A 20251-nucleotide genomic window follows, 5' to 3' on the forward strand; every position below is an offset into this window, starting at 1 on the left:
GGCGTGGCCGGCAGCAGGGCGACGAGGGGGCGGGCGGATGACCGAGGACACCGTACGGATCGACGGGAACGCGTTGCGGCTGCCGGGCGGGGTGCAGGTGCGGTTCATCCGGACCCTGCGCCTGCCCGAGACGGGCACGCACGCGTTGCCGCCGGGGCTCGGCGAGTTCCCCGTCCGGCGCGTCGAGGACTACGGGGACAGGGTGCCGGCCGAGTGGCGGGCCCGTGGCGGTGTGATGCTGCCGGTGTATCTGCGCGAGGCCATGTGGCTGAGTTTCGCCGGGACGGCGGAGCCGGCCGCGCTGCAGGTCGGTGTGGGCAAGGTGTGCGCCGTCTCCGGCAAGCCGTGGAGTTCGCGGCTCGCCCGCGACCCGCAGAACTACGTCGTGCTCCCCCGCCAGCCCTGGCTCGACGGGATCAACTCCGGCAAGGGCACGGTCCGCCAGTTCGTGGCCGTACCGCTGGGTCTGGGGGCGACGGTCGAGGGCCAGGTCACCGGCGAGGAGGTCTGGGGCGGGGTCCAGCTCCAGTCGTTCCCGCTGAACGCCGGGGAGCTGGCGGCGTGGCGCGAGGCGGAGCGCCGCCGGGCGGAGGAGCGGCTGCGGATGCCTCCTTCGCTCGGTGCGTACGGCGGCGCCATGCCGATGGCGGCAGCCGCCCCGCCCGCACCGGGTGCCGCGCCCACCGCCGCCGGAGCCGCTCCGGTCCGTGCGCGCAGCGCCCCGGCGATGGGTCTGGGTGTCGGCGGTTCGATGCGCCAGGAGGTCTACCGGGACGACCGGCCGCTGAAGGCCTGGGCCGAGGAGCCGGCCGGGCGCGTGTTCGTCCATCTCGTGACGCCTCCGGAGTGGCGCCGCATCACCGGCGAGGCGGCGCCTCCGTCCCCGGTGGACCGTGCCGCGTACACCCGCGCGGGGCTTCCCTGGTTCGACTACTACGACCAGGACGCCACCGATCTGGCCCCCACGGAGGAGCTGGGGTCGGTGCAGCCGGTCGGCGACTGGCTGGGCGAGGACCACGAACCCTGGCAGCAGCCCTCACCGCATCAGGTGAAGCCGCTCGGCGACGCACCGGGCAAGCCGGTCGGGGACGGCGACTGGTAGGCCCGGCGTTGCATGTGGCGCAACGCGTATGGCCGTTCTTGCACTTCCGGGGTGTCGCACGCCAAGGTGGCTGTCACAGCCGAGGCAACCGACATCCCGGGGTACAGGCATGAGCAGTGGTGCGCAGCCGTCGCGAGGCGCGGGCGGTGCCTGGACCAGGCGCCGCTTCGTCGGCGCGCTGGCGGGGACCGCCGCGATCGCGACGGTCCCCGCACCGGCCGCTCCCCGGGCGGACCCGGCCGTGCCGACGCCTCTCCCGAAGGCGCCGGATGCCGGACCCGCCTCCTCGGCGGGTCCGTCGGCGTCCCCGTCACCGACGCCGCGCTCCGGCCCCCGCCCGCTGTTCCTCGGCACGTACACGTCGGGCGACGGCGCCGGCAAGGGGATCGGTCTCGCCACGTACGACCCGGCGACCGGCACGATCACCGGTGGCGGTGTCGTGACGGGCGTCGACAACCCGTCCTTCCTGGCGGCGCATCCCGACGGCCGCACGCTGTACGCCGTCGACGAGCAGGCCGCGGGCGCGGTGACGGCCGTACGCCTTCCGGGGAACGAGGTGATCGGCAGTCGCTCCACCGGCGGAGCGGGCCCCTGTCATCTGTCCGTGCATCCGAGCGGGCGCTGGCTGCTGAGCGCGAACTACGCCTCGGGGAGCGTCGCGGTGCATCCCATCGACGCGTCCGGCGCGCTCGGCGAGCGCACCGATCTGGTCACGCACTCGAGCCCGGCCCCCGGCCCGGGCCAACAGGGCCCGCACGCCCACCAGTTCGTCACCGGCCCGGACGGCGGGCATCAGCTCGCCGTCGACCTGGGCACCGACACCGTGTACACCTACCGCCTCGACGAGACGGGGGGCACCCTCACCGAGGTGTCCCGGGCGGGGACGAAGCCGGGTGCGGGCCCGCGCCATCTCACGTTCCACCCCGGCGGCCGGTACGCCTATCTCGCCAACGAGGTCGACAACACGGTGACGGTCTGCGGCTACGACCCGGCGACCGGTCGCCTCACGGTGGGCGAGCCGCAGTCCACGGGCACCGGAAGCGGCACGAGTTACCCGGCGGAGCTCCTGGTGACGTCGAACGGCTCGTACGCCTTTCTCGCCAACCGGGGCCACAACAGCCTGACGCGGTACGCGATCGAGGCGGACGGCGCCCGGCTGCGACTGCTGGACACGGTGCCGGTGGGCGGCGACTTCCCGCGCACCATCGCCTTCTCCCCTGACGGACGGCTGCTGTTCGCCGCGAACCAGCGGTCGAGCACGGTCACCGTCTTCCAGGTCGACGACACGACCGGTGAACTCCGGCGCGTGGGCGAGCCGTTCGCCTCACCCGTCGCGGTCTGTGCGCTGCCTCTGTAGGGGCCGGGGGCAGGCGGCGGCGTTCGCCTGCGTGAGCAACACGTGCATGCGCTCGGTGAGTTGCGAGACGTCGTCGGCGGGTGCGTGGAACGGCAGGCGTACGTCACCGTTGCCGCGCGTCCGCTCGATGCGCAGGGTGAGTCCGTGCCGGTCGACGGCGAGGGGCTGGACGCGCACCGCGCCGTGCAGACTCTCCGGTTCGACGAGGCGCGTGAGCCGCTCGACGGCGTCCGGGTGGGCGTCGGCGAGATGGGTGAGCAGCTGGGCCTCGGCGAGGGCGAGCGGGTCGGGCTCGGCGTCGGCCAGTTCGTCCAGGTCGACCACCACGGTCCCGCCGGGCCGGCGCAGCACCGCCCGGGTCGGGCGGAACGCCAGATGCCCGTCCTCGGGGACGAACCAGCCGGCGAGCCAGAGCCGCGCGCGGATCCGGTTCCGTACGGGAACGGGCGCGGCATCGGCGAACTCCAGGACGGCGGAGGGCTCTCCGCGCGGCGAGCAGATCGCGGCGGCGAGCAGCGCGCTCTCCTCCGGCACGTGCAGGAGCACCCGGCCGTCGGCGGCGACGGTGTGCGCGCCGACGAACTCCTCCCGGCCGCCCTCCGCGGTCACCGTGCAGGACCAGGCCGCGGCGAGCACCGAGCGGGCGTGCTGCGCCGCGGCGGGCGCGGCGGTCCAGGTGTGACGGTCACCCATCAGCTTCCTCCTTAGGTAAGGCTTGCCTAAGCTATCGAAGATCGGGGCGTACGCCAACCACATCTCCCGAACGAGAAGCCCTGACAAGGACCCGAACAGCGAGGCCCACCGCGGCTCACACCCGCCGGACAGGGAACCGCGGCCACCCGACGGACCGAATCTCAGGGCGGAGCGGATCTCAGGGCGTGATCGCGCCGAGCAGCGCCCGCGCGCACAGATCCCGCACCTGGTCGCGGGTCAGGTCCGCACCCCTGAGCCACTCCAGGCACACGGCCGTGGTGAAGGCCAGCCACCCCCGGACGGCGATACGCAGTTCGAGACGGTCCTCGGACGCCCGGCCGAGCTCGGGATCCGCCGCCAGGGCCCGAAGGATCTGCAGCTCCTGAGCGGCCAGCGCCTGCTGATAGACCCTGCGCACTGCCTGGTCACCGGCCGCGTCGGCGCGGTGGAAGGCACGGAACCCGTGCGCGTGCTCCTCCACGTACCCGAGGAAGGTGTCCAGGCCCGCACCGAGCTGCTCGCGCACCGGAACGCCGGGTACCGCCGCGGTCATCCGCAGCATCCGCCCGCTCTCCCGCTCGACCACGGCGGCGAAGAAGTCCCGCTTCGTCGGGAAGTAGTGGTACAGCAGTCCGCGCGAGACTCCGGCGATCTCGGCGACCTGCTCGATCCACACGTCGTCGTACGGGCTCTCCGAGAACAGACAGGCGCCGACCGACAGCAATTGCTCCCGGCGCTCCTCGGTGCTGAGCCGCCTGCGTGCGCGCTCCCCCTGCTTCCCGGTCATCCCCGCACCTTACTTGACGTCGGTTCAACAACGGGACCAGACTGAGGACCGCTATTGAACTCGCGTACAACAGAGTCAACCTGCCCGATACACAAGGGAGATGGCGTCATGGCGGAGACGGCGGAGGAGGCGCTGCCCAAGGGGTTCCGCAGCGCGGAACTGGGCTGGCCGGAGCTGCACCGCATTCCGCACCCGCCGCATCGCGTGCCGCTGGTCGGCGATGTGCTCGGCGCCAACGTCCGTTCGCCGTTGCAGGACTCCATGAAGTTCGGACGGCAGCTCGGGCCGATCTTCCGGCGCAGGGCCTTCCGCAACGAGATCGTCTTCGTCTGGGGCGCGGATCTCGCCGCCGAACTGGCCGACGAGTCGCGGTTCGCGAAGCACGTGGGACTGGGGGTCGCCAATCTCCGTCCGGTCGCCGGGGACGGACTGTTCACCGCCTACAACCACGAGCCCAACTGGCAGTTGGCGCACGACGTCCTCGCCCCCGGCTTCAGCCGCGAGGCCATGGAGGGTTACCACCCGATGATGCTCGCCGTGACCGAGCGGCTGACGGACCGCTGGGACCGGGAGCAGGCCGCGGGCCGCACGGTGGACGTGCCCGGCGACATGACGAAGCTGACGCTGGAGACGATCGCCAGGACGGGCTTCGGCCATGACTTCGCCTCCTTCGAACGCTCCCGGCCGCACCCGTTCGTGAACGCGATGGTGGGCACGCTGACCTACGCACAGCGCCTCAACGTCGTCCCGGTCCCGCTGGCCCCGTTCCTGCTGCGGAGTGCCTCGCGGCGCAACGCGGCGGACGTGGCCTACCTCAATCGCACGGTCGACGCGGTGGTCGCGTCCCGCCGGGCGGCCGGGGGCGAGGGCGACCTCCTCGACCGCATGCTGGAGACGGCGCATCCCGAGACCGGGGAGCGGCTCACCTCCGAGAACATCCGCCGCCAGGTCATCACCTTCCTGATCGCCGGCCACGAGACCACCTCTGGCGCCCTCTCCTTCGCCCTGCACTACCTCGCCCGGCACCCGGAGGCCGCCGACCGTGCCCGTGCCGAGGTCGACCGCGTCTGGGGCGGCGCGGAGCGGCCCGGCTACGAGCAGGTCGCCAAGCTCCGCTACGTCCGCCGGGTCCTCGACGAGTCGCTGCGCCTGTGGCCGACGGCACCGGCGTTCGCGCGCGAGGCCCGGCACGACACGCTGCTCGGCGGTGTCCACCCGATGCGACAGGGGGCCTGGGCGCTGGTCCTCACCGCGATGCTGCACCGGGACCCGGAGGTCTGGGGCGCCGACGCCGAGGTGTTCGACCCGGACCGCTTCGACGCGAAGGCGGTTCGGGCCCGGCCCGCGCACACCTTCAAGCCGTTCGGCACGGGTGCGCGCGCGTGCATCGGCCGCCAGTTCGCGCTGCACGAGGCGACGCTGGTCCTCGGACTGCTGCTGCGCCGCTACGACCTGCGGCCCGAGCCCGACTACCGGCTGCGGGTGGCCGAGCGGCTGACCCTGATGCCGGAGGGCCTGCGCCTGCGTCTCGACCGGCGTACGCCGGTCGTCCCGGGGCGGGAGACGGCCTTGGCCCGCGCGGTTGAATGAGGCCGGGCTCCCGGGACCGAGCACGGGCCGTGTTCCCGTGCCGTGGCCGGACCTCCAGCCCTCCAGGCACAAGCCCTGACCCGGCCCCGCGCACAGCCATGCCGCCGGCCCCGGCGAGTCCACGGCCGAGGAGGTAGCGCTCGGCCGCTCCCGGCTCGGGCGCGGCCTCGCCCTCAGCCCTGGGAGGTCCAGTGGGCGGGGCGGCCGACCGATTCCGGAATCCGGGTGGCGGCGCTGCCGCGGGCCGCGTTCAGTTGCGGCTGGGTGAGGAACACGGCTCCGGTCAGATCGGCGTCGGTGAGGTCGGTGTCCCTGAGGTCGGCGCCGATCAGATCGGCACCGCGCAGATCGGCCCCGGTGAGATCGGCGGCGATGAGACAGGCGCCGCGCAGACTCGCGCCCCGCAGGTCGGCACCCTTGAGGCGGGCGCCCATCAGATCGGCGCCGCGCCGGTCCTTCTTCCCGCCTCCGCCGACCCCGGCCCGCACGAGCTCGCTGGTCCGCAGCAGCAGCTCGCTGACCTCCTGCCGGTGCGCGTCCAGGTCCAACGCGCCCAGCTCATCGGGAGTCCGCCCCGCGAGGCGCTCCGTCGTGGCGAGCAGGCGCCGGACCTCGGCGTGCACCGGCCGCGCGGCGGGGAGCGTCAGTGCCTCGTTCAAGTACCAGAGCAGTTCGTGGAGATGGCGTACGACGGGGAACACGTCGAACATCTGCCGCGCGCGCTCCTTGGACCCCGAGCGCCAGTCCACGCCGCCGAAGGTCACCTGGGAGACCCGCTGCCCGGCGCCGAAGCAGTCGTAGACCGTGCAGCCCGTGAAGCCGGTCCGCCGCAGCCGGGTGTGGATGCCGCACCGGAAGTCGCTCTCCAGATTCGGGCAGGGTTCGCCCGCGCCCTTGTCGATCGCGAAGTCGGACGAACGGGCGAAGGGCAGGGCCACACAGCACAGGCCGAAACACTCACCGCAGTCGGCTCGCAGTTCGAGGCGTGGGTCCGGGTGCGTGCTGCCGTCTTCTTGCATGTCCCCAGCCTACTGAGCCCGGAACGCGCCCCTGAACTGCGCCGACCTGACGGCCCTGCCCCTTCGGGCGGTGATCCTCGCGCTCCCCGTCTGGATGTTTGACGGTGCACCGGGTATCGAGTCGGTCATGGATTCCACAGCGCTCCCCGGCCTCCCCTCTCCTCCCCCGCTGGGCGCGAGCGCCCTGCCGGCCGGGACGTACGACGGCTCGCTGGTGCTGGTCACCGGTGGCGGCACCGGCCTCGGGAGGGCGATAGCGGCGGAGTTCGCCCGGCTGGGGGCCGATCTGCTGATCGTCAGCCGACGTGAACGCCATCTCGCGCCCGCACGGGCGGAGTTGGCGAAGCTGGGCACCCGGGTGACGTCCGCCGTCTGTGACATCCGGGACCCGAAGCGCATATCCGAGGTGTTCGACGGGTGCGCGCTGCCCGATGTGCTGGTCAACAACGCGGCCGCCAACTTCCCCGTCCCCACCGAGGACATGTCCCCGAACGCCTGGCAGGCCGTCGTCGACATCACCCTGACGGGAACGTTTCTGATGAGCCGTGAGTTCGGGCGACGGCATCTGACGGCGGGCACACCGGGGTCCATCATCGATGTCGGCGCGTCCTACGCCTGGACGGGCGGCCCCGGGTTCGCGCACAGCGCGGCGGCCAAGGCGGGCGTCGAGAGCCTGGTGCGGACCCTCGCCGTCGAGTGGGGCCCGTACGGCATCCAGGTCAACGGTCTGGTGCCGGGGCTGATGCCGCACGAGGACATGACGGACGACATCCGCGGGAACCTGTCACGGGCCGCGGCCGACGGGGACGGCACGGAACATGGGGACGGCACGGACCACGGGGACGAGGAGAACGGCGGCGGGCGTGGCGCGCACGACCGGCGTCAGCCCGCCCTGCGGATCGGCGCGCCCCGCGAACTGGGCTGGGCCGCCACCTTCCTGGCGTCCCCCTACGCCCGTTTCATCACCGGCCACACCCTGGTCGTGGACGGCGCGAACTGGCAGCGCAGGGAGCTCGTCAGCCCGCCCGTCACGCCGGTGCGGGACCAGTTGGGGCGTGGCCCCTTCACCGGCTGACCGTCACTCGCCCGCCCTCTCCCCCGCGAGGTCGAGGCGGGCGAGCCGGTCCGGGTCGGCCAGGATGTGCATCGCGACGATCCTGCCGTCGACGACGGTGACGCCCATGACCGAGTGCGGCCGGCCGTCCACGAGCGCCACGACACCCGCCTCCCCGTTGACCTGGACGAGCCGGGAGGCCGCCCCGAACCGCGCGAAGGCGAGCGCCTGCCGGGCCACCGCGTCGGCACCGCGGACGAGCCGGGACACGGCCACGCCGCCGGCCTTCGGACCCGCGTCCGCGCGCAGCACGACATCGGGGTCGAGGACGGCGACGAGGGCCTCGAAATCCCCGCCGCGCGAGGCCGCGAGAAAGGCGTCGAGGACCTCCCGCTGCCGGGTGACGTCCCGCTCGGGCTCGGGGGCCGCTCCCTTGACGCGGCGGCGCGCCCGGCTGGCGAGCTGACGGGTGGCGGCCGGGGAGCGGCCCACGACCGGCGCGATGTCGTCGAACGGCACCGCGAACATGTCGTGCAGCACGAAGGCGAGCCGTTCGGCGGGCTCCAGCGTCTCCAGGACCACGAGCAGGGCGAGCCCGACCGAGTCGGCGAGCAGCACCTCATGCTCGGGGTCGATCCGGTCCAGGGGGCTGACGACGGGGTCGGGGACGAAGGCGTCGGAGGACTCCAGGAAATCCTCGCGGCGCGCGGCGCGCGAGCGCAGCATGTCCAGGCACACCCGGCCGGCCACGGTGGTCAGCCAGCCGCCCAGGTTCAGGATCTCGCCCGGGTCGGTGCGGCCGAGCTTCAGCCAGGTCTCCTGGACGGCGTCGTCCGCCTCGCTGAGCGATCCCAGCATCCGGTAGGCCACCGCACGCAGCCGGCCGCGGTGCTCCTCGAACCGGTCCGCGAGAAGTTCGCTGTCGTCCATCGGTCCCCCTGCTCGTCGTACGGAACAGTGACCGATCAAAACACGTCGGTCACTTTCCCTCGAAGCGTGGCGCGCGGCGGGCGCCCCTGGCCGCGTATCCCTCCGACGCGTCGTCGGAGGTCAGGGTGAGCGCGGCCGACAGGGCGGTCCGGTCCAGGGCCGCGGCGAGACCGGCGTCGGCGTACGCGTCGATGTCGTGCTTGACGCCCTGCACGGCGAGCGGCCCGTTCGCCGCGATCTCGGCGGCGACCGCTCGAGAGATCTCGTCCAATTCCTCTTTTTCCGCGCTGAGTTGGACGAGATGCAGGCGCTCGGCCGTCGGCGCGTCCAACCGCCTCCCGGTCAGCGCCAGGAACTTCGCCCACCCCGCGCCCGCCTCGCGCGCGATCCGCAGATCCCCGCCCGCGTCGACGGCGAGCCCCAACTGCGCCTCGGGCAGGGCGAACACGGCGTCGCGGGAGGCGATCCTGATGTCCGCCATCAGCGCCAGTTCGAACCCGAAGCCGAGGCAGTAGCCCTGGACGGCCGCGACGACGGGCTGTGGCAGCCGCGCGAAGGCCGCGAAGCGCTCGTGGGCCCAGCGGATGCCCTCGTAGTAGGCGCGAGCGCGCTCGGCACCCGAGCCGCCGGTGATCGCGCCACCCGGGGCGCTCACGTCGATCCCCGCGCAGAAGGCGCGGCCCTCGGCCCGCAGCAGCACCACTCGGATCGAGGCGTCGAAGCGGATCCGGTCGGCGAACAGACCGAGTTGGCGGGTGGACTCCCAGCTCCACGCGTTGAGCTTCGCCGGGCGGCACAGGGTGAGGACGCCGATTCCGCCCTCGACGTCGAGGCGCAGTCGCTCGTCGCCCTCCGGGATGTCCGTACGCGTGGTGTCGATCATCCGTACCCCCTCAGGTTTCTGATGGACCGTCAGAATACTGAGGGGGGCACCAAAGGTCCCGCCCGGCGAGGACGGCGGGCGTCTCAGACCTCGTCGCGGGTGAGCGCCAGCAGCCGGTCCAGGACGCGCGGCCCGCCGGCCCGCACCCCGTCGTGCTCGAACTCGTCGGTCACCCAGGTGCGCAGGCCCCGGACAGCACGCGCGGTGCGCAGGGAGTGCTCGGCGTCGACGTACATGTCGTCGTGGTAGACCGCCGCCGCGACCGGTACCTCGTTCGCGGCGAGGCGGGCCGGGTCGTACAGCGGCGCCCAGTCGGTACGGGCGGCCAGTTCCTCGGCGGTGTCCCGCAACGGGCGCAGCGCCGGGTCGTTCTCGAAGGTCCAGGGGTGCACGGACTCGCCGGTGAACAGCAGCGGCCCGTCGTCCGCGAGGGCCTTGGCCGCGTCGAACTGCGGGAACTCGGCGCGCACGCGCTCGGCGGACCAGGCCGTGGGGCGGTCGCCCTGGGCGTAGCAGGCCTCGTGGACCAGCGCGTACAGGGGATGACCCGCGTACGAGAGCAGCCCCTGGACGTCCTCCTGGAAGGCGTCGGAGAGCGCCGGACCCTGCGGGGTGCGGACGAAGGCGTCCTCCAGCAGATAGTGCAGGCGGTGGCTGCCCTCGCCGCCGCCGAGGAGGATGCCCAGCGACTGGAAGGCCTCGGCGGTCAGCCGGTAGCCGCCGCTCAGGACCGGTTCGTGCTGGAGCAGGTACTCGGCGATCCGGCGGGCGCGCTCGACGTCCTGCGGGTAGCGCGCGTAGTGCGCGGCGACCTTGCGCTCGATGCGCGGGTACGCGGCGCGGTAGACGTCGTCCGCGTGGGCGTCGAGGGAGGGCAGGCCGCCGGTGACGACGGCGGCGCTCAGCCCCTCGGGGGCGCTGGACAGGTAGTGCACGCCGCAGAAGCCGCCGAAGCTCTGGCCGAGGACCGTCCAGGGCGCTCCGCCGGTGAGTGCGGGCCGGATGGCCTCGCAGTCCCGGACGATGGAGTCGGCACGGAAGAGCACGAGGTAGTCGGCCTGCTCGCGGGGGCCGCCGCGCAGGGGGAGCGTCTGCCGGTTGGCGGGCGTGGACAGTCCGGTGCCGCGCTGGTCGAGCAGCAGGACACGGAAGTCCTTCAGAGCCCGGTCGAGCCAGGCCTGACGGCCTACGAAACGATTCGCCCCGAAGCCGGGGCCACCCTGCAGGTAGACCATCCAGGGCAGGGTCTGGTGCGCCTTGTCGCTCGCGACGACCTCGCGGGCGAACAGGTCGATGGTCTCGCCCGCCGGATGGTCGTGGTCGAGAGGCACGGTGAAGCGGTGGTCGGTGAGGACGACACCGGGCTGGCGGTAGCTGACGGTCAACAGGGCTCCCGAGACGTACGGATTCCAGGCTGCGTCCCAGTTGAGCACATGTGCCCCGGGCTCCGCGGCCCGGGGATCAAGAAAATGAACTGAACAGTGACTCAGCAGGGCCGCGGCCGGGAACTGAACCGCTGCTCAGCGCGCCGCCAGGCTGGAGTGGCGCACCACCAGCTCCGGCTGGAGAACGACCCTCCGGTGCTCGTGGGGCGTCGGCGCGGTCTCCGTGTCGATCTCCTCCAGGAGCAGCTCGGCCGCGAGGGCGCCCATGGTCACGGCGGGCTGGCGCACGGAGGTGAGCGGGACGGCCGCGGCGGCCGCGAACTCGATGTCGTCGTAGCCGACGATCGCGAGGTCGTCGGGCACGCCGACGCCGGCCGCGTACATGGCCTGCAGGACGCCGAGGGCGAGCAGGTCGTTGGCGCAGAAGACGGCGGTGGGCCGCTCGGCCAGGCCCAGCAGCCGGGCGCCGGCGTCGCGCCCGGCGGCCACGTCGAGGCGCTCGGTCGGCAGCTCGCGCAGATGCGCCGGGCCGAGGCCCGCCTCGGCCAGGGCGTTCAGCGCGCCCGTCCGGCGGTCCCTGACCTGGCTCAGGCCGGGTGGTCCGCTGACGTACGCGATCGAGCGGTGTCCGGCGTCCACGAGATGCCGGACGGCCAGCGCGCCGCCCGCCACGTCGTCGACCGAGACCGAGCACTCGGTGGTGCCCTCGGCGACCCGGTCGACCAGCACGAAGGGGATGCCGTTGCGGCGGAAGGCCTCGATGTTGCGCCCGCTCGCGTCCGTGGGCGTCAGCAGCACCCCGCGCACCCGCTGCTCGGCGAAGAGCGACAGATAGTCGGCCTCCTCGCTCGGGCTCTGCGCGCTGTTGCAGACCATCACCCCGAGCCCGGCGTCGCGTGCCGCGCGCTCGGCGCCGCGCGCCACGTCCACGAAGAAGGGGTTGCCCATGTCGAGGACGAGCAGCCCCATGATCCGGCTGCGCCCGGCCCGCAGTTGGCGGGCCGACTCGCTGCGAACATAGCCGAGCCGGTCGATGGCGGACAGAACGCGTGCCCTCGTCTCGGAGGCCACCGAGTCGGGGCGGTTGATCACGTTCGAGACCGTGCCGACGGAGACTCCGGCGGCACGGGCGACGTCCTTGATACCCACCGACTGGGCCATCAGGCGGGAACCTCCAGAAGAACGAGAAGCGGCGGGCAGGCCCTCACATTACCCGCGGGCGGGCCGGAAACAGTGGTCATGAGGGCAGCCGGAAGTCGATGACGTGCAGCGCCGACGGCGTGGTTCCGCTGGACTTCTCCTGGTACATCACGGACAGCGTTCCGTCCTGCGAGACGCGCGTCTCGTCGATCACGACCTCGCCGAACGCGTTCAGGCCACTGCCGTCGAACAGGAGCTTCCAGTCGGTGTGTCCGGAGGACTTCGAGGCGCCGGCGATCCGCCCGAACGGCATGATCGCGTAGGCGTTGTCGTACCGGTCGAGGACCAGCTTGGTGCGCTGGCTGGAGTTCAGGGCGATCGGGATCTCGGTCTTGGTCCAGCCGCCCGCGGAGTTCTTGCGCAGGTGGAAGGCCCGGCCGTTGGCCGTGCGGTCCGTGACGTAGTTGGTGGTGCACTGGCCGAAGCGTCCGGGCACATAGCTGATGATCGCGTGCGGCAGCCCCGCCGAGTCGGTGGCCTGGCTCTCCTGGTTCATCAGCGAGTGGTCGGGGTCGAGGGCGTCGACGACGAGTCCGGTGTCGGTGACGGCCACGGTGCCCGAGGTCCCGGTGGTGCCGACGACGGTACCCGCGTCGTTGCGCCAACTCCGACCCCGGTCGGTGGAGTAGACGTAGCCGGTGTCGTGGTTGGTGATGCCGCCGGCGTTGCACATCACGGCGGCGTTCTGCTCGCGCCAGGTGAAGAAGGAGTGCAGCCGGCCGTTCACGTCGTAGTCGATCCCGTGCAGATACATGTTGCGGGCCGTGCTCGACCCGTGCGCGCTGGTGTACGTCCCCGTGGAGGCGGACCACTCGCCGAGCGCGGTCCAGGACGAACCGTCGTACTCGGCAAGGGCGTTGCGCCCGTTCCCGGAGACACCGACGCGGTAGCTGAGCTGGAGTCCGCCGGACGGGGTCGCGACGAACTGCGGGTAGGTGAACTGCGTGGTGAGCGCGAGGCCGTCCAGGGAGGTCTGGACGGACCCGAGGACGGCGGAGGTCCAGGCTGTCGACGCGGCGTTGTCGAGCAGCCCGGCCACCGACTTGACGTAGAAGAAGCCGTCGCTGTGCGAGTCCATGTTCAGGTGCAGCCGGCCGTCGGCTCTGGAGACGCCCAGGGAGATGACGTTGTGGGAGTCGTCGCTCTTGAGCTTGTGGCCGAGCGTGATCTTGGACCAGGTGGTGGCGCCCAGCGCGCGGCGGGCGACGACCGCGCTGCGGTCCGAGGTGTACCAGGCCGCGTACTGGTAGCCGCCGTAGGTCAACAAGCCGTTCTTCTGGAACGAGTTGTTGTTGACCAGGCCGTCGTACGAGACGAAGTAGAGGGCCTGGGCGTCGAGTTGGGTGGTGCCGGACTGGGCGACGGAGGGGCCGGGAGTGGCGGCCCTGGCCGTCTGGGCGGTGAGTGCGGGGCCTGCCACGGCGCCCAGCAGGGCCGTCGTCAGCACGGTGCGTCGTCTCATGTACGGGCTCCTCGATCGGGCTGCGGGCGGGTGTGTCGGGCGGGCTGTTCGGACATGACGGACGGGCTGTTCGGGCGAGGCCGAACACCTCGGCCATTCAGACGAGGCGGAACACCTCGGCCGTTCACGCCAGGTGGAACACCTCGGTGAGGGGTTGCATGGCCTCGTCGGGTCTGGCGCCGTCCAGCGAGGTGAAGAACGGCGCCATCTCCGTCTGCCAGCGGGCATTGACGTCGGTGGCTTCCATGGCGGCCCGCGCGGCCGCGAAGTCCTCGGTCTCCAGGTAACCGACCAGCAGGCCGTCCTCGCGCAGGAAGAGCGAGTAGTTGTGCCAGCCGGTGGCCGAGAGCGCGTCGAGCATCTCGGGCCACACGGCGGCGTGCCGCTCGCGGTACTCGTCGAGGCGGTCCGCACGGACCTTCAGCAGAAAGCACACACGGTGCATCAATGACCCTCCGGGCCTGGGAGTCGGGCGGAATCCGGCCGACGAGACCGTCAGACCGTCAGAAGTTGAACTGGTCGATGTTCTTGGCGTCGAAGACGGTCGGCTTGCCGAGGCTGATCACGCCGTCCTTGCCGATGGTGAAGGAGCCCATGTCGCCGGCCTTGAAGGTCTCGCCCTCCTTGCCGGTGATCTGGCCCGAGGACAGCGCCACGGCCGTACGGGCCGCCAGCTCGCCGAGCTTCGCCGGGTCCCACAGCTCGAAGCCCTCGACGGTGCCGTTCTTGACGTACTTGCGCATGTCGTTGGGGGTGCCGAGGCCGGTCAGCTTGACCTTGCCCTTGTACTTGGAGCCGGACAGGTACTGCGCGGCCGCCTTGATGCCGACGGTGGTCGGGGAGATGATCCCGGCGAGCTTGGGGTGCTCCTGCAGCAGGCCCTGGGTCTGCTGGAAGGACTGCTGGGCGTCGTCGTTGCCGAAGGCGACCTTGACCAGCTTGACGTCCTTGTACTTGGGGTCCTTCAGCTCGGCCTTCATGAAGTCGATCCAGGTGTTCTGGTTCGTGGCGGTCTGCGCGGCCGACAGGATCGCGATCTCGCCCTTGTAGTTGATCTGCTTCGCGAGGAGCTGGACCTCGGTACGGCCCAGGTCCTCGGCGCTGGCCTGCGAGACGAAGGCGTTGCGGCAGTCGGCCTTGGTGTCGGAGTCGTAGGTGACGACCTTGATCTTGTTCGTCATGGCCTGCTTGAGCGCGGTGCACAGGGCGCCCGGGTCCTGCGCGGAGACGGCCATCGCGTCGACCTGCTGCTGGGTGAGCGTGTTGACGTAACTCACCTGGCCGCTGGTGTCGGTGGCGCTGGAGGGGCCGACCTCCTTGTACTTCGAGCCCAGTTCGGCGAGGGCCTTCTCGCCGCCCTTGTCGGCGGAGGTGAAGTACGGGTTGTTGACCTGCTTGGGCAGGAAGCCGACCGTCAGGCCCTTCTTGGTGGCCGCGTTCGGGTCGGCCTTGCCGCCGGCGGCGGCGTTGGAGGCACCGGAGTCCTTGACGTCGTTCTTGGTGGTGCCGCCGCAGGCGGTGACGGCCAGGGCGAGGGAGGTGACGGCGGCGAGCGCCGCGCAGGTGCGGCGGATCGAAGACTTGCGCATGACTGAGGGTTCCTTTACGAGGGTGAGCGGAGCGGGGTTACGAGATCGGAGTCGAGGCGGCTCTGCGGCCCGCCCTCGCTACGGAGATCTGCCGTGCGACCCGGGGGCCGAGCACGGAGACGACCAGCAGAACGCCGGTGACGACGATCTGCGACTGCGCGGAGACATTGAGGAGGCTCATCACGTTCTGCAGCGAGCCGAGCAGGAAGACTCCCGCAATCGCGCCGCCGAGCGTGCCCTTGCCGCCGTCGAAGTCGATACCGCCGAGCAGGACGGCGGCCACGACGGAGAGTTCGAGCCCGGTGGCGTTGTCGTAGCGGGCGCTGGCGTAGTGCAGGGCCCAGAACACACCGGTCAGGGAGGCCATGAAGCCGGTCGCGACGAACAGGAGCAGCTTCTGCCGCTTGACCCGGATGCCGGCGAACCGGGCGGCCTCCTCGTTGGCGCCGATCGCGAACGCGGACCGCCCGAAGGGGGTGGCGTGCAGCACGACCACGGCGACGGCGAGCAGCACCAGGAAGAGCGGGAGTGCCTGCGGGACGAACGTGTCCCCGATGCGTCCGGCCGCGAAGTCCTGGTACTGGGTGGGGAAGTCGGTGACCGCGTCGGAGCCGAGCACGATCTGCGCGATGCCCCGGTAGGCGGCGAGCGTGCCGATGGTGACGGCGAGGGACGGCAGTCCGAGCCGGGTCACCAGCAGGCCGTTGACGAGCCCGCACACCACGCCGAGCACCAGGCAGAGCGGGATGATCGTCTCGATCGCCATGCCCTGGTTCCACAGGACGCCCATCACCGAGCCGGAGAGCCCGGCCGTGGAGGCGACGGAGAGGTCGATCTCGCCGGACACCACGAGCAGGGTCATCGGCAGGGCGATCAGCGCGATCGGCAGGGTGTTGCCGATCAGGAACGACAGGTTGAGGGCGTTGCCGAAGCCGTCCACGAAGGAGAAGGAGAAGAGCAGCAGGACGATGAGGAGGGCGCCGACGACCGTGTCCCAGCGGACGGCGCGCGCGAGAGCGGAGTCAGCCATGGCGGGCGTTCCTCTTCTTCAGGGCGGCGGCCACGCGCAGCGCGACGATCCGGTCGACCGCGATGGCGAGGATGAGCAGGATGCCGTTGATGGCGAGCACCCAGACGGAGCTGACGCCGAGGGCGGGCAGGACGCTGTTGATGGAGGTGAGCAGCAGGGCGCCGAGCGCGGCCCCGTAGACGCTGCCGGATCCGCCGGTGAAGACGACGCCGCCGACCACGACCGCGCTGACGACGGTGAGTTCGTATCCGGTGCCGGTGCCTGAGTCGACGTTGCCGAACCGGGCGAGGTACAGGGCCCCGGCGAGTCCGGCGAGGCCGCCGCAGACGACGTAGGCGGTCAGGATGCGGTTGCGGACCGGGATGCCGGCCAGCCGCGCGGCCTCCGGGTTGGAGCCGAGCGCGTAGAGCTCGCGGCCGCTGCCGAAGTGCTTGAGGTAGTACGCGGCGACCACCAGGACGGCCACGGCGATCAGCGCGAGATACGGCACCGCCGAGAGGCCGCCGGAGCCGAAGTCGACGAATCCGCCGGGGAGATCGGCCGCCGTGATCTGACGGGAGCCGACCCAGATCGAGTCGATGCCCCGGATGATGTAGAGGGTGCCCAGGGTGACGACGAGCGCGGGTACCTGGCCGAGACTGACGAGCAGTCCGTTGACCAGTCCGCAGCCGATGCCGAGCAGCACCGCGAGGACGACGGCGACGACGGGGTTGCCGCCGCCCTGCAGATAGGTGCCCGCCGCGAAGGCGCTGATGCCGAGCGTCGAGCCGACCGACAGGTCGACGTTGCGGGTGATGACGACGAGGGACTGGCCGGTGGCGACCAGCACGAGGATGGTCGCGTTCAGCAGCAGGTCCTTGATGCCCTGCTCGGACAGGAACTCGCTGTTGCCCATCTGGGTGATGGCGATCATCACCAGGAAGACCGCCAGGATGGCGAGTTCGCGCATCTTGAAGACACGGTCCACCAGCCGGGTGCCGCTGGACCTGGGCACCTCGGTGGCGGGGGCGGGGGTGGGCGCGGTCACCGTCATGCGGCGGCCCTCCGGGGGATGATCGGGGTCATTCGGGCAGCCCTCTCGCTGGCTGTCATGCGGCGGCCCTCCCGGTGGCGGCGGCCATCACGGATTCCTCGGTGGCTTCGGAACGTGGGATCTCGGCGGTGAGCCGGCCCTCGTGCATGACGAGCACGCGGTCGGCCATGCCGAGGATCTCGGGCAGATCGGAGGAGATCATCAGGACGGCCACTCCGTCGGCGGCCAACTCGCTGAGCAGCCGGTGCACTTCGGCCTTGGTGCCGACGTCGATGCCCCGCGTGGGCTCGTCGACGATCAGCACCTTGGGGCCGGTGGCCAGCCATTTGGCGAGGACGACCTTCTGCTGGTTGCCACCGGAGAGCGTGGAGACGGAGTCGGCGATCCGGGCGTACTTCACCTGGAGCTTGACCGCCCAGTCGAGGGAGCGGCTGCGCTCGGCCCCGCGGTCCATCAGGCCCGCCCTGACCGTCTTACGCAGCCCGGTCAGGCCGATGTTGCGCTCGATGGACATGTTCATCACCAGGCCCTGGGCGCGCCGGTCCTCGGGGACGAGGGCGAGCCCGGCGGCCATGGCGGTGGAGGGGGCGCCGTTCGTCAGAGCCCTGCCGTCGACCTCCACCTCCCCGGCGTCCCAGCGGTCCACGCCGAACACGGACCGGGCGACCTCCGTGCGGCCGGCGCCGACGAGCCCGGCGAGTCCGACGATCTCGCCGCGCCGGACGTCGAAGGAGACATCGGTGAAGACGCCCTCCCGGGTCAATCGGCGCACGCTCAGGGCGACTTCGCCCGCGTCGACGTCCTGCTTGGGATAGAGCTCGTCGAGGTCGCGGCCGACCATCCGGCGGACCAGGTCGTCCTCCGTCATGCCGTCCAGCGGCTCGCTGGATATCAGGGCCCCGTCGCGCAGGGTCGTGACGCGCCCGCAGATCTGGAAGATCTCCTCCAGCCGGTGCGAGATGAACAGCACGGCCGAACCCTGCTCGCGCAGGGTGCGCACGACACCGAACAGCCGGGCCACCTCGCTGCCGGTGAGGGCCGCGGTCGGCTCGTCCATGATCAGGACGCGGGCGTCGAAGGACAGCGCCTTGGCGATCTCGACGATCTGCTGGTCGGCGATGGACAGACCGCGCGCCGGGCGTTCGGGGTCGAGTTCGACACCGAGGCGCTTCATCAGGGCGGCGGTCGCCGCGCGGGTCGCCTTGTGGTCGATACGGCCGAGCGCCCGCCGGGGCTGGCGGCCCATGAAGATGTTCTCGGCGATCGAGAGGTCGGGGAAGAGCGTGGGCTCCTGGTAGATCACCGCGATGCCCGCGTCCCGGGCGTCGGCGGGGCCGTGGAAGACGGTGGGTTCGCCGTCCAGCAATACCTGGCCGGCGTCCGGTCGGTGCACGCCGGCGAGCGTCTTGATGAGGGTCGACTTGCCCGCGCCGTTCTCTCCGGCGAGCGCGTGCACCTCGCCGGGGAACAGTTCCAGGGACACGTCCCGCAGGGCGCGTACGGCACCGAAGGACTTGGAGAGGTCCTTCAGCGCCAGCACCGGGGTCGGTCCCGTGTCGGACGGGTGGGTCATGAGGGGCTCCTCGACGACGCCGGCGGGACGGCCCCCACAGCGTCGTGAAAGGTTTCAATTGGATTGCCGGGACGTTAGACAGGTCACCCAGGTCGCGTCAATGGGTTCGTGTCGAAATTCTTCGACGGCCATGTGTCACAACAGGGTCACGGCGAACGGTCCACGCCGGAGGGGTTGACACTCCTTCGGAGGGCTCATAGCTTCACCTCCTGAATCGTTTCAGACCCTGTGTTCGGGAAGCCCTGCGAGCAGGACCGCGGGAAGCCCCTCGGGGAGTCCTTGGGGGAGCCCCTCGGGAAGCCCGTCGGCGCTTACCGCGGGAGGGGCCCGGCGCGGCCGTCGTGAAGCGGTTCAGGAAGCCGTCGAAGAAGCTGTTCCATTCGAAGTCGTAGGAGCCCCGAAGTGACCGAGTTCGCCGCGGTGAAGGCCGCGCTCAAGACCCAGGCCGTCGAGACGCCGTCGTGGGCGTACGGGAACTCGGGAACCCGTTTCAAGGTGTTCGCGCAACCGGGCGTGCCCCGGACCCCGCAGGAGAAGCTGGACGACGCGGCCAAGGTGCACGAGTTCACCGGCGCGGCCCCGACCGTCGCGCTGCACATCCCCTGGGACAAGGTCGACGACTACGCGGCGCTGGCGAAGCACGCCGAGGAGCGCGGCCTGAAGCTGGGCGCGATCAACTCCAACACCTTCCAGGACGACGACTACCGGCTCGGCTCCGTCTGCCACCCGGACGCGGCGGTGCGCCGCAAGGCCGTCGGCCACCTGCTCGAATGCGTCGACATCATGGACGCGACGGGTTCGAAGGACCTGAAACTGTGGTTCGCCGACGGGACGAACTATCCCGGCCAGGACGACCTGCGCGAGCGCCAGGACCGGCTGGCCGAGGCCCTCGCGCAGGTCTACGCGCGGCTCGGCGACCACCAGCGGATGCTGCTGGAGTACAAGTTCTTCGAGCCGGCCTTCTATGCGACGGACGTCCCCGACTGGGGCACGGCCTACGCGCACTGCCTCAAGCTCGGCCCCAAGGCGCAGGTCGTGGTCGACACCGGCCACCACGCCCCCGGCACCAACATCGAGTTCATCGTCGCCACGCTGCTGCGCGAGGACAAGCTCGGCGCCTTCGACTTCAACTCCCGCTTCTACGCCGACGACGACCTGATGGTGGGCGCGGCCGACCCCTTCCAGCTCTTCCGGATCATGTACGAGGTGATCCGCGGCGGCGGCTTCACCCCGGACGTGGCCTTCATGCTCGACCAGTGCCACAACATCGAGGCGAAGATCCCGGCGATCATCCGCTCGGTGATGAACGTGCAGGAGGCCACGGCGAAGGCGCTCCTCGTCGATCGCCCCGCGCTCGCCGAGGCCCAGCGGAGCGGGGACGTCCTCGCCGCCAACGCGGTCGTCATGGACGCGTACAACACGGACGTACGTCCGCTGCTCGCCGAGGTCCGTTCCGAGCTGGGGCTCGACCCCGACCCGGTGGCCGCGTACCGCCGGTCCGGTTATGCGGACCGGATCGCGGCGGAGCGGGTGGGTGGGCAGCAGGCCGGGTGGGGGGCCTAGC

18 protein-coding genes are annotated in these 20251 nt (G+C 71.4%); 5 read left to right on the forward strand and 13 right to left on the reverse strand.

All coding sequences use genetic code 11. The features are described 5' to 3' along the window. Window positions 1-37 precede the first annotated feature (37 nt). Window positions 38-1102 (forward strand): hypothetical protein, encoded by a 1065-nt coding sequence (locus ACIQRL_RS38410; protein WP_401340492.1) that lies wholly within the window; start codon window positions 38-40, stop codon window positions 1100-1102. A gap of 109 nt (window positions 1103-1211) precedes the next feature. Beyond that, window positions 1212-2459, forward strand: coding sequence for a lactonase family protein (locus tag ACIQRL_RS38415; RefSeq protein WP_401340494.1), 1248 nt, complete (start codon window positions 1212-1214; stop codon window positions 2457-2459). Here the strand turns inward: ACIQRL_RS38415 and ACIQRL_RS38420 are convergent. Together ACIQRL_RS38420 and ACIQRL_RS38425 are read right to left on the reverse strand one after the other, a co-directional pair. Further along, window positions 2427-3152, reverse strand: a complete 726-nt coding sequence (locus ACIQRL_RS38420) for a DUF2470 domain-containing protein (RefSeq protein WP_401340496.1) — start codon at window positions 3150-3152, stop codon at window positions 2427-2429. The genes ACIQRL_RS38415 and ACIQRL_RS38420 overlap by 33 nt on opposite strands. Before the next feature lie 178 nt (window positions 3153-3330). After that, window positions 3331-3939: a TetR/AcrR family transcriptional regulator gene (locus ACIQRL_RS38425; protein ID WP_401340498.1), complete on the reverse strand. Its 609-nt coding sequence runs from the start codon at window positions 3937-3939 to the stop codon at window positions 3331-3333. A 108-nt stretch (window positions 3940-4047) separates the two neighbouring features. Between ACIQRL_RS38425 and ACIQRL_RS38430 the strand changes: the two genes are divergently transcribed. Beyond that, window positions 4048-5529, forward strand: a complete 1482-nt coding sequence (locus tag ACIQRL_RS38430; RefSeq protein ID WP_401340500.1) for a cytochrome P450 — start codon at window positions 4048-4050, stop codon at window positions 5527-5529. A gap of 173 nt (window positions 5530-5702) precedes the next feature. Here ACIQRL_RS38430 and ACIQRL_RS38435 read toward each other — a convergent pair whose 3' ends face one another. After that, window positions 5703-6548, reverse strand: a complete 846-nt coding sequence (locus ACIQRL_RS38435) for a pentapeptide repeat-containing protein (protein ID WP_401340503.1) — start codon at window positions 6546-6548, stop codon at window positions 5703-5705. Between the two features lie 127 nt (window positions 6549-6675). Here ACIQRL_RS38435 and ACIQRL_RS38440 point away from each other — a divergent pair, with 127 nt between their 5' ends. Continuing rightward, the gene (locus ACIQRL_RS38440; RefSeq protein ID WP_401340506.1) at window positions 6676-7623 is read left to right on the forward strand and encodes an SDR family oxidoreductase; all 948 of its coding nucleotides are present in this window, start codon (window positions 6676-6678) and stop codon (window positions 7621-7623) included. 3 nt (window positions 7624-7626) lie between these two features. Here the strand turns inward: ACIQRL_RS38440 and sigJ are convergent, their stop codons facing one another. The 10 genes from sigJ to ACIQRL_RS38490 form a co-directional block, all read right to left on the reverse strand. Next, window positions 7627-8532, reverse strand: a complete 906-nt coding sequence (gene sigJ / locus ACIQRL_RS38445; RefSeq protein ID WP_401340508.1) for an RNA polymerase sigma factor SigJ — start codon at window positions 8530-8532, stop codon at window positions 7627-7629. A 49-nt stretch (window positions 8533-8581) separates the two neighbouring features. Further along, window positions 8582-9415 carry an enoyl-CoA hydratase/isomerase family protein gene (locus ACIQRL_RS38450; RefSeq protein ID WP_401340511.1) on the reverse strand — a complete coding sequence of 278 codons (834 nt, stop codon included), beginning with the start codon at window positions 9413-9415 and terminating at the stop codon, window positions 8582-8584. An 83-nt stretch (window positions 9416-9498) separates the two neighbouring features. Then, window positions 9499-10800 carry an alpha/beta fold hydrolase gene (locus ACIQRL_RS38455; RefSeq protein ID WP_401340674.1) on the reverse strand — a complete coding sequence of 434 codons (1302 nt, stop codon included), beginning with the start codon at window positions 10798-10800 and terminating at the stop codon, window positions 9499-9501. A gap of 135 nt (window positions 10801-10935) precedes the next feature. Then, on the reverse strand, window positions 10936-11961 hold the full coding sequence (locus ACIQRL_RS38460; RefSeq protein ID WP_401340514.1) for a LacI family DNA-binding transcriptional regulator: 1026 nt from the start codon (window positions 11959-11961) through the stop codon (window positions 10936-10938). A gap of 76 nt (window positions 11962-12037) precedes the next feature. Further along, the gene (locus ACIQRL_RS38465) at window positions 12038-13462 is read right to left on the reverse strand and encodes a BNR repeat-containing protein (RefSeq protein WP_401340517.1); all 1425 of its coding nucleotides are present in this window, start codon (window positions 13460-13462) and stop codon (window positions 12038-12040) included. Window positions 13463-13586: 124 nt separating this feature from the next. Continuing rightward, window positions 13587-13907, reverse strand: coding sequence for an L-rhamnose mutarotase (locus tag ACIQRL_RS38470; RefSeq protein ID WP_401340520.1), 321 nt, complete (start codon window positions 13905-13907; stop codon window positions 13587-13589). 58 nt (window positions 13908-13965) lie between these two features. Then, complete coding sequence (gene rhaS / locus ACIQRL_RS38475) at window positions 13966-15051, reverse strand: rhamnose ABC transporter substrate-binding protein (RefSeq protein WP_401340522.1); 1086 nt, start codon at window positions 15049-15051, stop codon at window positions 13966-13968. Window positions 15052-15088: 37 nt separating this feature from the next. Continuing rightward, complete coding sequence (locus ACIQRL_RS38480; RefSeq protein ID WP_401340524.1) at window positions 15089-16081, reverse strand: ABC transporter permease; 993 nt, start codon at window positions 16079-16081, stop codon at window positions 15089-15091. Then, complete coding sequence (locus tag ACIQRL_RS38485; RefSeq protein WP_401340526.1) at window positions 16074-17114, reverse strand: ABC transporter permease; 1041 nt, start codon at window positions 17112-17114, stop codon at window positions 16074-16076. The genes ACIQRL_RS38480 and ACIQRL_RS38485 overlap by 8 nt, the downstream gene beginning before the upstream one ends. Window positions 17115-17169: 55 nt before the next feature. Beyond that, window positions 17170-18687: a sugar ABC transporter ATP-binding protein gene (locus tag ACIQRL_RS38490; protein WP_401340528.1), complete on the reverse strand. Its 1518-nt coding sequence runs from the start codon at window positions 18685-18687 to the stop codon at window positions 17170-17172. 402 nt (window positions 18688-19089) lie between these two features. Between ACIQRL_RS38490 and rhaI the strand changes: the two genes are divergently transcribed. Further along, window positions 19090-20250, forward strand: a complete 1161-nt coding sequence (gene rhaI / locus ACIQRL_RS38495; RefSeq protein ID WP_401340531.1) for an L-rhamnose isomerase — start codon at window positions 19090-19092, stop codon at window positions 20248-20250. Window position 20251: the final 1 nt, after the last annotated feature.

It is taken from the genome of Streptomyces sp. NPDC091209 (assembly GCF_044757755.1).
In the GTDB taxonomy this organism is placed as follows: Bacteria; Actinomycetota; Actinomycetes; order Streptomycetales; family Streptomycetaceae; genus Streptomyces.